The organism is Parabacteroides acidifaciens, assembly GCF_003363715.1.
Lineage (GTDB): Bacteria > Bacteroidota > Bacteroidia > Bacteroidales > Tannerellaceae > Parabacteroides > Parabacteroides acidifaciens.
In genome coordinates this window covers 14,565-27,785 of record NZ_QREV01000036.1, presented here as the reverse complement: position 1 = coordinate 27,785, position 13,221 = coordinate 14,565, and the positions used below count along the sequence as shown (strand labels likewise).

The window sequence follows — 13,221 nt, the reverse complement described above, 5'->3', positions numbered from 1 at the left end:
TTATTAAATATATTGATTGATAATCATCTCATACAACTCCTGCTTGCCGCTGATCTGCTTCGGTTCGTCGCCGGCAAGGGCAATTGTGCGCAAGTCTTCGAGAAGGAGTTTGCCGTCTTCGAACTTCTTGCCGTCGCCCTGGTCGAAGCTGGCGTAACGTTCGGCACGCATCTTCTTGTAATCGGAATGTTCCAGGATATCGGCAGCCGCCATCAAAGCACGTGCAAACGAATCCATACCGCCGATATGGGCCAGGAAGATATCGTCGAGGTCAGTCGAGTTACGACGGGTCTTGGCATCGAAGTTCGTACCTCCGGTTGTCAGTCCGCCCGCTTCCAGGATAACCAGCCAGGCCTGTGTCAGTTCGTAAATGTCTACGGGGAACTGGTCCGTATCCCAACCATTCTGATAGTCGCCTCTGTTTGCATCGATGCTGCACAGCATACCGGCATCGGCAGCAGCCTGAAGTTCGTGTTCGAATGTATGGCCGGCCAATGTAGCATGGTTCACTTCGATGTTGATAGCGAAATCCTTGTCGAGGCCATAGTGGCGCAGGAAGCCGATCACGGTTTCCGTATCTGCGTCATACTGATGTTTGGTCGGTTCCATCGGCTTAGGTTCCACCAGGAAAGTACCCTTGAAACCATTCTTGCGGGCATAATCGCGTGCCATTGTCAGCATCATGGCCAAATGATCCTTTTCACGTTTCATATTGGTGTTCAGCAGGCTCATGTAGCCTTCGCGTCCGCCCCAGAATACATAGTTCTCGCCACCCAGCTCGATACAGGCGTCGATTGCATTCTTGATCTGCGTACCGGCACAAGCGACAGCCGGGAAATAAGGATTGGTAGCCGCTCCGTTCATATAACGTTTATGCCCGAATACATTGGCTGTAGACCACAACAGTTTCTTTCCGGTTGCTTCCTGGTGCTGTTTGGCGAATCCCACCATCGTATGCAGGTCCTTTTCAAATTCGGCCAGTGTCGGAGCTTCGTCCACCACATCCACATCATGGAAACAATAGTATGGGATACTGCACTTGGTCATAAACTCGAAAGCAGCATCCATTTTATATTTAGCGCGGGAAATACGATCCGCTGCGGTATTCCAGGGAAATGATTTTGTGCCACCGCCAAACTGGTCTGCGCCTTCCGCGCACAACGTATGCCAGTAAGCCATTGCAAAGCGGAGGTGATCTTTCAAGGTCTTGCCCATTACGACCTTGTTTTCATCATAATAATGAAAAGCCATCGGATTCTTCGACTCACGTCCTTCAAACTCTATTTTCCCGATTCCAGGGAAAAACTCTTTTTCACCTTTAAAATAATTCATGATACTCGTTATATTTAATCAATTAAACAATTCTACATTTACAAATATGGAGCTACTCCAACGCTTTCTCCAGCCTTTCCTTCCATATCTCAAAAGCACCGCAATATTTATCCGCTTTCAGACCGTCGGGTTCTATCACACTGATCTTTTTCAAGGAAGCGAACGCTTCTTCCGCCGAGGTATAGACACCCGCACCGATACCGGCTCCTTTAGCTGCCCCGGCAGCTCCGTTCGTGTCATAAAGTTCGATCACCGTTCCGGTCACACCGGCCAGCGCATCCCGGAAAATCGGGCTCAGGAAGAGATTCGCATTTCCGGCACGGATTACTTCGATATCGATTCCCATTTCATTCATGATATCCATACCGTATTTGAAGGAGAAGACGATGCCTTCCTGGGCGGCACGAGCGATATGGGCTTTGTTATGAATATTGAAATTCAGCCCATACATAGAGCAATCCACCGGCTTGTTCTGTAACATACGTTCCACACCGTTCCCGAAAGGCAGGATCGACAGGCCTTCCGAACCGATCGGCACGGTTGCCGCCAATTCATTCAGTTCCGGATAGTTGATTCCTTCGGGAGCCACATTACGCTTGATCCATGAATTCAGGATACCCGTTCCGTTAATGCACAACAGCACGCCCAGGCGGGTCTGTTCATCCGAATGGTTGACATGCGCAAATGTATTCACACGTGACAAAGTATCATAATTCACCTTGCCGTTCACACCATATACGACGCCCGACGTCCCGCCCGTAGCAGCGATCTCGCCCGGATTCAGCACATTCAATGATAAAGCATTATTCGGCTGGTCGCCTGCACGATAGGTAACAGGCGTCCCTTTCTTCAGCCCCAGTTCCGAAGCGACGGAGCCGAGTAATTCGCCCTGCAGACCGAAAGTCGGACGGATATCCGGAATCAGGTCTTTACTGAAGCCGAAATAACGCATCAACTCTTCCGACACCCTGTTATTCCGGAAATCCCAGAAGATACCTTCCGACAGGCCGGAAACAGTCGTCACGATATCGCCCGTCATACGCATAGCAATAAAGTCGCCGGGCAACATGAATTTATACACCTGTTCGAATATGTGCGGTTCAAACTCCTTGACCCATGCCAATTTGGAAGCAGTGAAGTTTCCGGGGGAATTCAGCAGGTGCGTCAAACACTGTTTCTCGCCAATCGACTTGAAAGCACGCTCGCCGTAAGACACTGCACGGCTGTCACACCAGATAATAGACGGACGCAAAACCTGCATCTTCTTATCCACCAACACAAGCCCGTGCATCTGGTAAGAGATACCGATCGCCTCGATCTCAGTTCCTTTGATCCCGGCTTTCGAGATCGCCCCTTTTATCGCCTCTTTCAGAAATATCCACCAATCATCCGGATTCTGCTCTGCCCATCCGGGACGTACGGCATTGATCACCGCCTCTTCTTTCGGATAAAAATCGGAAGCAATCGTCAACCCCGTATCCTTATCGACAATTGAAGCCTTCACCGAAGAGCTTCCGATATCACAACCTAATAAACACATATTATTATTTTATATCTTGTTAAAATTCGAATGTAACTTATTATACTTTATCCTGTCGAACCGGAAATAGCGGGCTGCCCGGTGGTTTACACCTGTTTCCGTTTCATCTGTCTGCACGATATACTCCATCGTAGACATTTTCTTACGGAAATTACGGACATCGACCTCCTTATCGTAAACGATTTCAAAAATACGCCGCAACTGATAAGCGGTAAACTTCGGAGGAAGGTAGTCGAAGACAATACCCGGTTCGCGATCCACCCAATCCCGTATCTCTTGCCTGGCTGCTTCTATGATCTCTTTATGGTCGAAGGGCAAATGAGGCAGTTCGTTAACCGGAGCCCAGATCAGGGTATCGGACTTCTCATCCATCGTCGTCTTTTTCCCGATCTTGCACAACGCCAGGTAAGCAACTGTCACGATCCTTGAAATCTTCATTTTGGAAGCATTTTCCAACCATTGTACGTCTTCTTTATTTTTTGTCCGGGCGGGAGAGCCGAAACTCCGGAACTGTTTCAGGGCAACGCGCTTCAAACCGGTCGCTTCGTTCAGCACACGATAGGCAGCCGTGTCCAAGTCTTCACTTTCGTAAATCAAGCTTCCCGGCAGTTTATAATGTTTTTCATCACTGCCGGCCACCTGCCTTTCGACAAGCAACACACATAATTTATCTTCGTTTGTCCCTAATAATACGCAATCTACCGAAACATGCGGGTAAAACATTTCTTTCTTATTTTTCTGTGTTTCCATAATATCGTAATAAAGATTTATCGCAAATATAAACTTTAAAATAATATCAGACATAATGTATTTATAACAATATGTATCAAGGATGATTTAAACCCGGATATTTAACATACATTACCACGCACGAAAAAAAAGGGCTCATGCTTCTAACATTTATTTAATACATTTGTTCTTTTAAAAAGACAAGACATGGATTTCAAGCATCTACAATTCTCTCTCCGTATGTATTGGGCAAACATGAAGGGTTTGCTGAATATGATTGCAGAAGGGATTATACTTATCGCCTCGATCGCCACCCTCTTTACGCTGGTCTACCAGTTCGGATTCAAATATTCGGTTCACGTCACCCATATGCTGGAAACAAGCCGGATTTATCTGTTGCTGGCATTTTTCACAGGGATTTCGCTCCGGTACATTTTGAAGTTCAAAGAGATCATACAGGAGAAGTTGCTCTATCTGGATATAGGAATCTATTTTTTCCTGTTCGCCGTTCTGTCGGGGAAGGTTTTTTTCAAGGAGGCGATCCATCAATCGCTGCCCTACCTGAGCTTTCTGACAGAGCCGCTGTTTATTTATTTCCTGCTGTTGCTGTTGAGCGTCATCCACCTGTCGCGGCAGACTTTCACCTTGCTGCAAAGCCATATAAAGCCGTCTTTCCTGTTCCTGCTAAGTTTCGTATTTGTCATTCTGGTCGGTTCGGGACTGCTGATGCTGCCTAACGCCACGGTTCACGGCATCCACTTCATCGACGCCTTGTTTATATCGACGACTTCCGTTTGCGTCACCGGACTGACAACGGTTGATGTGGCCACGACTTTTACCCAGACAGGACATATCATCATTATGTTCCTGATTCAGATAGGCGGGATCGGAGTCATGACCTTTACCAGCTTTTTTGCTTTGTCTTTTATGGGACATTCTTCTTTCAGCAGCAAGCTCGTCCTGAAAGATATGCTCAACGAAGACCGGATAAACGGGCTTTTCAGGGTAATCCTCAACATCCTGTTCGTGACCCTTTTCATCGAAGGAGTCGGCGCGTACCTGATCTATATGGATGTGAAAGGTTCTCTGCCGGGAGGGATGCAGGAAGAGGTATTCTATGCCGTGTTCCATGCAGTCTCGGCATTCTGTAATGCGGGAATATCGACCCTGAGCGGAAATATGTACGACCCGCTGGTGATTCACAAATACAATCTGCATGTCTGGATCTCCCTGCTGATCATATTCGGAGGCTTGGGATTCCCGATCGTTTTCAACTATCTGAAACTATTGCGGCATTTACTTGTCAACAGCTTCAAAATCCTTATCGGACAGCAGAAACATTACATCCATACACCACGTATCATCAATATCAACACATATATCGTAATGATCAGCACACTGGCATTGCTGGCAGGCGGAACAGTTTTCTATTACCTGCTGGAAATGAATAACACACTGGCCGGATTGCCGTTCAGAGGACAGCTTGCCAATGCGTTCCTGGGAGCCACGACGCCCCGTACGGCAGGTTTTTGTGTGGCGGACATGAGTTCGCTGACCTCCGGCACACTGATGTTGACGTTGATCCTGATGATCATAGGAGCAGCTCCCATGTCGACCGGCGGAGGCCTGAAAGTGACAACCGTATGTGTCGCCTTACTGACAGCCCGCAATGCCGCCCGGGGGAAAGAGAATGTGGAAATCCGTAAACGTGAAATCTCCCGGGATACCATACGCAGGGCTTTCGCAACGATTGTTTTCTATTTCTGCTGGTTGGGCCTGGCAGTATGGCTCTTGTCCGTCACGGAAAAAGGCGCATCGGTATTTACACTGACATTCGAAACGGTGTCTGCACTCAGTACAGTCGGGCTAAGCCTGAATTTCAGCCCGATGCTAAGCCTGCCGGGAAAGCTGATCATCATCTTTACCATGCTGGTCGGCCGTATCGGCATACTGACCTTCTTCATCAGTTTCAGCAAAGAATATAAAAAGAAGAACTACACATATCCGCAAGAGAATATATTAATGTAACATAAGCTATACAGTATGAAATATTTAGTAATCGGATTAGGGAACCTGGGACGTGCCATCGCTGAAAGCCTGACACGCATCGGTAATGAAGTGATCGGCGTCGACGTCGACCAGCATAAGATCGAAGCCGTAAAGCATACGATCTCGGGAGCGATCAGTCTCGACACGACAGACAAGGACGCACTGAACACCTTGCCGCTAAACGAAATGGATGCGATCTTCGTCACCTTCGGTAAAGATTTCGGAACCTCCATCCAAACGGTTGCGATGCTTAAAAATCTGGATGCAAACAAGCTGGTCGTACGGGGAATCTCTCCTATCCATGAAGCGGTGATCCGCTCGATCGGCGTGACCGAGATTATTACGCCGGAAGATGATTTTGCAGGTATGTACGCCTCCCAATCTTTATTTGGGAAACGGTTCAAACAATGGTACAGAGTGACAGACACCCATCATCTGTATAAAATAAAAGCGCCCGCCACCTTCGTCGGGCAGACTTTACAGACGATAGACCTGGAAGAAAATTTCGGCGTGCGCCTTGTCGGCATCGAACGCCCCAAAGAAGAACGCAACCTGATCGGACTGAAACAAATCCAATATTCCGTGATCAGCAAAATCACCGGCGACCTGACAATAGAAGAAGGCGACCTGCTGATCCTGTTCGGCAAGATGGAGGTCCTGCATAAACTGGCCGAAATATAATTCCATGCCCATGCAATCCGTTTTCCATGGGCATGGAATTTCGGACGGATGGGCATGGAATAATTACGATACCTCGTCTTCCGGTAATTTCTTCACCAAAACCTTATCGATGCGGGCGCCGTCCATATCGACTATCTCGAACTCGAAATTCAACCATGTCAACCTTTCGCCTGTCTTCGGAACCCGTTCCAGGATTTCAAGGATCAGACCACTTAACGTGTTATAGTCATGTTCGGCATACAGGTCTTCCAAGTCGAAATATTCGAGGAAGTCATAGAAACTATACTGCCCGTCCACCAACCAGGAGCCGTCGGCACGTTGGACGATCTCGGCTTCTTCTCCAACTTCCGGCACCTGTCCGATCAATCCTTCCATGATATCTTTCAGGGTAACGATACCTTGTATGCCACCGAACTCATCCGTTACGATACCATATTTCGCACGCGCCTGCTTAAACTGTTCCAAAGCATTATACACGCTCTGGTTCTCCGGCATAAATTCGGCAGGACGGATCACCTGCTCCAAAGAAAAACCGGGTTCGTCGATGCGGCCAAAAAGGTCTTTCAGGTAGACAACACCTTTGATCTCGTCAAACTTTCCGGAAGCGACAGGATAGATATTGAAAAGATTTTCCTGCACCTTTTCGCGTATCTGCTCAATGCTGTCTGTCAAGTCCAACCATACAAGCTCGCTGCGGTGCGTCATGATAGAACCGACTTTACGGTCTCCCAAATTAAAGACACGTTCCACGATATCCTGTTCCACTTCCTGCACCTCTCCCCCGTCAAAGCCTTCTTTTACGATCGCCTTGATTTCTTCTTCCGTCACTTTATTCTCTTCAGCGCTATCCGTCCCGATCAGTTTTACGGTCAACGCCGTGCTCTTGGACAGTAACCACACGAAAGGAGAAGCAACCATCGACAGCAGATTCATCGGTTTGGCAACCAACATCGAAACCTTTTCCGCATAGCCCATACCGATACGCTTGGGCACCAACTCGCCGACGATCAGCGTCAGATAAGTAACGACAACGACAATTGTAGTTTTAGAAATTCCCAATGCATAAGGTTCCAGGAAAGGAACATGGCGCACATGCTCCGCCAAGTCGTAAGCGAAAGCCTCACCAGAATATAAACCTGTTAAAATACCGATCAACGTAATTCCGATTTGGATAGTAGAAAGAAATCTGTCCGGTTCGTTTGCTAATTTTAGAGCTGTTTGAGCAGATTTGTTACCTCGTTTTGCTTCCAGTTCGAGACGCGCCTTACGCGCCGACACCAAAGCAATTTCCGACATGGAGAGAAGTCCGTTCAATAAGATAAGACCAATAATAATGACAATTTCCATTTGTTATGTACACAGCGATTGATTATGGAGGCGAAGATATGAATTATTCGAACCACAATATCTAACAAGATGAAAATATTTCCAATTAATATATAAAAAAAGCCATCCTATCTTCTCAGACAGGACGGCCTTGTATATTAATAGATAGATACGTACTATTCAACTACTTCACCTTTTTCATTCAGAACAACCGTTTGTTCCTTCTGATCTTTGTCTGCAAGTACGACTTTATACTTCTTGGCACCATCGGCACCTGCGACGTATGCTTCTTTCACTGTACTTCCTTCATAAGACTTGGCAATTGCATCCTGTACAGCCTGGGGAAGATCTTTCACTTCGATCTTCACGAAATCATCCTGCATAACGTTTTCAACTGATGCCTGTACCGTTACTGCTTGTGCACTTTGTGATGCAAATGCAACACATGCTACTACTGCTACCATTAAAACAATCTTTTTCATGACTTTACTAATTTAATAAGTTTATACCCAATAATTAAAACCTAAACTTTAAATACAATCTGAAAAGATTAGTACAAGGATTATACCATGAACGATGCCGGCCGGACACACAAAGCACGCAATAATTGAAAAACAAAGCATAAAGCAGCAATGCCATATCCGGATGCCAGACAAAACCTGTAGAACAAGATGTAGAACGCGAGTATTTTTTCTACAATAAACACCCCAATCTCCCGCCAATCTCCATTTTAATTGTTAATTTAGCCACATCATTAATGAAATCTAATAAAATATGAATTTAAGTGATCCCAAAGATTGTCTGTATTGCCAGAACAATCAGACTTTACACGATCTGATGATCGAAATTGCCCCCTTGTCCGTATCCCGGTTGTTCCTGTTTAAGGAACAGACCTATCGAGGCCGCTGCCTGGTAGCCTACAAAGACCATGTACACGATTTGAATATGCTCAGTGACGAAGAGCGGAATGCATTTATGGCAGATGTCGTACGGGTAACCCGCGCGATGCAGAAAGTATTCAATCCGCAAAAGATAAATTACGGTGCTTATTCCGATAAACTGTCGCATCTTCATTTCCACCTGGCTCCCAAATATGAAGGCGGACCGGATTTCGGCGGAACATTCGCCATGAACCCGCAGAAGGTTTATTTATCGGATGCGGAATATCAGGAAATGATTGAAAAGATAAAAGAGGTGTTGTAATAAAAAGGGCAGGTTTGGAACCTGCCCCTACGATGCAACCATTATATTATTAATGTATTTACTTCACAAATGATGCTTTCTTCAGATAATTGGCGCAACCTTTCACTCCGTCGAATTGCTTGCCTTCGCCAATACCTTCCAGCTCAACGAAATAATCTTTATAGCCATTTGCATAGAACTGTTTGAAGATCGATTCGAAATTCATCATTCCGGATTCTCCTAAAACAGCACGATCCTTAATATGCAATACTTTGATACGATCCGCATATTTCTTCATATATTCGACAGGATCCTGCTGGCCCATAACAGCCCAGTAAACATCCATTTCGAAGAATACGAGGGAAGGATCTGTGTTTGCCAGGAAAATGTCGTAAACCTTTTCGCCCTTATTGTGACGCCCGAACTTCAATTCTTTACCGCCGGGAACTACTTTTGCAAACTCCATATCATGATTATGATATCCGAACGGGATACCGGCAGCTTTTACAATCTTTCCGGCTTCGTTGAAGACTTCGCATACATATTTTGTTTCTTCCACACTACGGGTGCTGGGCTGGCCGGGCTGAACCAAATATTTCACACCGATCTTGGCATGGTCGTCAGCCGTCTTTTTCCAGTATTCCTTAATTTGCGCCAAGTTGTCTTTCGTGTACTCGCGAACAGGAGGATTCACGTGGGAACTGATGATCTTAAGACCGGCATCATTCGCCATCTTCTTAAATTCCATCATGTCGACACCATTGATCTTGCCATTACCATAGCCGGCAAGCTCCAAGGTTTCGTATCCCATCCCTTTCAGTTTCTTCATTCCACCCGGAACATCCGTGTATAACTCCTTGCCTAAAGAATAGATTTGTAAACCGATATTCTTTGCTGCCATCGCTTCCGATACAGCAGGTGTTGCAGGCTGGGCTGCAACGGCATTCCCTACTTTACCGGCCATCAAGCCACCTAACGTAAACAGGGACGCATTTTTCAAAAAATTTCTTCTATTGATCATGGTCTATTAAATTTAGATTCTCCAAAGATATACTTTTATTCTGAAACTTTTCAGATATTTACCGGAAAAGGTTATTATCATTCATTTTTAATGCTTTCCACCGGATTTGCCGTAGCCGCTTTCCAGCTTTGGAAAACAACCGTAGCCAGCGTTATAAGCATTACCACGACCAAAGCTGCAGCAAACACCCACACATGAATAGGGGTTTTGTATGTGAAGTTCTCCAGCCATTTCGTTACGCCGTAATACGCAAGCGGAGTTGCCAGGACAAAGCATATCAGCACGATTGCGACATACCGCTTACTCAACATCCCCAAAATGCCTCCGACTGTCGAACCGTGCACCTTGCGGATACCGATCTCTTTCTTCCGGTACTGCGACTCGAACACGACCAGACCGAACACACCTACCAGAGAAATAATTATCGCCAACAGACTAAACAGGAACACCATCATACTCAGGTTCTCTTCCTGGCGGTACAGACTGTCGAATATCGTATCGTAGAACTGCACATCCACCGGATAGGCCGGATCAATATCGGCCACGACTTTCCGGATATGATCTACCGCTTCGGGCAGATTCGTACCCGCCTTGATCCGGATATAAGACACTGGTAACTGTCCCCAATAATTTATAATCAAGGCGGTATTTTCCAGCTTGCTGCGCAGAGAGGTAAAATGAACATCTTCTACAAAACCCGCTATTTCGATCGGATCATCCGCCTCCAACCAAGGTATCATAAAAGAATCACCATCTTTCATATCATATTGTTTGCGCATGGCATCGAATAAGACGAAGACAAGCTTTTTACCCTTTTCATCCGCCTCGGTCAACTGGCGTCCGCCGGCCCGCTGAATCCCCATCACATCGATAAAATTCCAGGAAACAGGCAGAGCATTGATACCCACATTCTGCTCCTTATACACTCCGCTCCAAGTCATATAGCTGTCCTGCGCTCCCAACTTTTCCTGTGCAAAGGCAACGTCTTCTATCCCCGGATATTCTTTCAGCTTATTGACATACGCATCCTTATTCTTAGTCGCCATCCTGCCGTTCAGTTCCACTACCGCGATACGGTCTTTATCGAATCCAAGCGGAAAATGTTGCATATAACGATTCTGCAGGTAAATGAAGAGTGCCCCGATAATCAGGACAAGCGACACCACAAACTGGAATCCCATCAGGCAAGTGCGCAGCTTGCGGCCGGCAGGCGAAAGCCCGAACGAACCTTTCAGCACCAGCGCCGGCGGAAACGAAGTGATATACCAGGCCGGATACAAGCCCGCCGCCAATCCGACCAACAATGACAAGCCACCGACCGCAACCAACAAGCCGATGTTGTGACTCAATGCCAAATCTGCCTTTACAAAAGACAGTATCTCCGGACGGTTCAACACATAAATCAAGAACAAAGAAATCAAGAACGAAAGAAAAGCAATTCCCATCGCTTCCACCAAAAGAGACAAACGTAAAACAGACTCCGAACTTCCCAATACTTTCTGCGTATTAATGCTCTTGATGCGCAAAGGCGTCAATGCCGTACTGAAGTTGGTAAAGTTAATAGCCGCCACGATAATAATCAGGAAAGCAATCATCAGCAACAACTTTGTCGTCTCCGGATTACCGCTCTTGACCAGGCGGCCATCCTGCGATTCGTTCAGATAATAAATTTCACTGAAGGGACGAAGCCTGATGTGTACATCCTCTTCTCCTTTATAGCATTTACTGAAATCGAACGTACGGTTAAAATTGTCGGCTACGGTTTCCGGTGATGCATCGGGAGTCAGCATGAGATAGCAGAAATAGTTATTACTGACCCAAGCGTCCTTCGTACGATCGTCATAGATAGCCGTATAAATCACATTGTTCAACTGCGTATTGCCAGGGAAATCTTTATACACCCCTCCTACAACCAGAAAGCCATCCGTATTCTTGCTCCAGATACTTTCTTCCATATTCAGGCGCTGGCCGACAGCCGAACCTTCGCCAAAAAACTTGCGCGCCATGCTTTCCGGTATCAACGCCTTCTCCACATCATTCAAGCAATCGGCATTGCCCTCCACCATATCGAAATGGTACATCTTCGTTATCTCCGGATAACAAGTGATAAACGGTTCTTTAAAGCCCACTTTATCCTGTCCCTGCAAAACCGTAAAATAGTATTCGCCGGTAAACGGATTGAACAAAGTCCCGGCGTCGATCAAAGGCGACGACTGGATAACTGCATCCACAAACGGGCGGGCCAGAATAGTCGAACCCTTATATTCTTTCATGTCCACTTCCACCCGGTAGATACGGGAAACGTTCGGATGACAACTGTCGAACGTCCGTTCATAGCGGACCTGCATCATAATAATGATAAAAGCAGCAAAGGACACCGACAAGCCCACCACGTTTAACGCAGTAGCCAGCCGGAACCTTCTCAACACACTTAGAAAATTTCTTAGAATCGTTTTCATATCAGATTGTCATTATTTTTATTCTTTCTGCCGTAGCCGTGACTTGGTCTACAAGGACTACTGATATATTCTATCCAAATAGTGTGCCAAAACCCATATATTATTAACTATCAACAATATACTCAACCAGCATCTTTATCATAGTGTCAAATTATTTGACACACCTGTCCATTTTCTTTACAATTACAATCTTATATAAATTCGTTTACCGACGAAACAATGCTACCGTCGAACAGATTAATGATACGGTGAGCGAAACTTGCGTCATGTTTGGAGTGGGTTACCATCACGATCGTCGTTCCCTCCCGGTTCAGTTCGGTAAGGAGTTGCATCACTTCCGCACCATTCTTGGAATCCAGGTTACCGGTCGGCTCATCGGCGAGGATGATCTTTGGATTCGAAACGACGGCACGGGCAATGGCCACACGCTGCTGCTGACCTCCGGAGAGCTGCTGCGGGAAGTGGTTGGCACGATGGCTGATATTCATCCGTTTCAGGATGTCGTTCACCATCTGCTTACGCTCGGCAGCTTTCACCTTCAGGTAGGTAAGCGGCAGTTCCACATTTTCGAACACATTCAATTCGTCAATCAGGTTAAAGCTCTGAAATACGAAACCGATATTCCCTTTACGAACCTGCGTACGTTCTTTCTCTTTGAGATGTCCGACCTCTTTGTCCGCCAGATAATAGTCGCCCGATGTCGGGTTGTCCAGCAAACCCAGGATATTCAGCAAGGTAGACTTGCCACAACCGGAAGGGCCCATGACAGCCACAAACTCGCCGTCTTTCACTTCCAGGGAGACATTGTTCAACGCGATCGTCTCCACTTCTTCCGTACGGAAAAACTTACTCAAACCTTCGATCTTAATCATAACCGTTCTTTTATTTATGATTTGTAATTT

At 46.3% G+C, this 13,221-nt stretch carries 11 protein-coding genes; 3 read left to right on the top strand and 8 right to left on the bottom strand.

The features are described 5' to 3' along the window. Positions 1-3: 3 nt before the first annotated feature. Genes xylA through DWU89_RS14010 form a run of 3 tightly spaced genes read right to left on the bottom strand, consistent with a single transcriptional unit; the run spans position 4 to position 3,622 of the window. A complete protein-coding gene (gene xylA, locus DWU89_RS14020; protein ID WP_115500259.1) occupies positions 4-1,332 on the bottom strand; it encodes a xylose isomerase in 1,329 nt (442 codons plus the stop codon). Between the two features lie 52 nt (positions 1,333-1,384). After that, on the bottom strand, positions 1,385-2,872 hold the full coding sequence (locus tag DWU89_RS14015) for a xylulokinase (RefSeq protein ID WP_115500258.1): 1,488 nt from the start codon (positions 2,870-2,872) through the stop codon (positions 1,385-1,387). A 9-nt stretch (positions 2,873-2,881) separates the two neighbouring features. Beyond that, complete coding sequence (locus tag DWU89_RS14010; RefSeq protein WP_187574939.1) at positions 2,882-3,622, bottom strand: NUDIX hydrolase; 741 nt, start codon at positions 3,620-3,622, stop codon at positions 2,882-2,884. Between the two features lie 186 nt (positions 3,623-3,808). Here DWU89_RS14010 and DWU89_RS14005 point away from each other — a divergent pair, with 186 nt between their 5' ends. Together DWU89_RS14005 and DWU89_RS14000 are read left to right on the top strand one after the other, a co-directional pair. Beyond that, the gene (locus tag DWU89_RS14005) at positions 3,809-5,629 is read left to right on the top strand and encodes a TrkH family potassium uptake protein (protein ID WP_115500257.1); all 1,821 of its coding nucleotides are present in this window, start codon (positions 3,809-3,811) and stop codon (positions 5,627-5,629) included. Between the two features lie 15 nt (positions 5,630-5,644). Continuing rightward, entirely contained in the window at positions 5,645-6,331 is a 687-nt protein-coding gene (locus tag DWU89_RS14000; RefSeq protein WP_115500256.1) for a potassium channel family protein, read from the top strand. A gap of 63 nt (positions 6,332-6,394) precedes the next feature. Here the strand turns inward: DWU89_RS14000 and DWU89_RS13995 are convergent, their stop codons facing one another. Beyond that, positions 6,395-7,678 (bottom strand): hemolysin family protein, encoded by a 1,284-nt coding sequence (locus DWU89_RS13995; RefSeq protein WP_115500255.1) that lies wholly within the window; start codon positions 7,676-7,678, stop codon positions 6,395-6,397. 155 nt (positions 7,679-7,833) lie between these two features. Next, the gene (locus DWU89_RS13990; protein WP_115500254.1) at positions 7,834-8,139 is read right to left on the bottom strand and encodes a hypothetical protein; all 306 of its coding nucleotides are present in this window, start codon (positions 8,137-8,139) and stop codon (positions 7,834-7,836) included. Between the two features lie 292 nt (positions 8,140-8,431). Between DWU89_RS13990 and DWU89_RS13985 the strand changes: the two genes are divergently transcribed. Further along, positions 8,432-8,860, top strand: a complete 429-nt coding sequence (locus tag DWU89_RS13985; protein ID WP_115500253.1) for an HIT family protein — start codon at positions 8,432-8,434, stop codon at positions 8,858-8,860. A 58-nt stretch (positions 8,861-8,918) separates the two neighbouring features. On the opposite strand, the gene DWU89_RS13980 is transcribed toward DWU89_RS13985, so the two are convergent. From DWU89_RS13980 to DWU89_RS13970, 3 genes are all read right to left on the bottom strand, one after another. Further along, entirely contained in the window at positions 8,919-9,860 is a 942-nt protein-coding gene (locus DWU89_RS13980) for a sugar phosphate isomerase/epimerase family protein (RefSeq protein WP_115500252.1), read from the bottom strand. A 77-nt stretch (positions 9,861-9,937) separates the two neighbouring features. After that, complete coding sequence (locus DWU89_RS13975; protein WP_115500251.1) at positions 9,938-12,319, bottom strand: ABC transporter permease; 2,382 nt, start codon at positions 12,317-12,319, stop codon at positions 9,938-9,940. 191 nt (positions 12,320-12,510) lie between these two features. Next, complete coding sequence (locus tag DWU89_RS13970; protein WP_115500250.1) at positions 12,511-13,191, bottom strand: ABC transporter ATP-binding protein; 681 nt, start codon at positions 13,189-13,191, stop codon at positions 12,511-12,513. Positions 13,192-13,221: the final 30 nt, after the last annotated feature.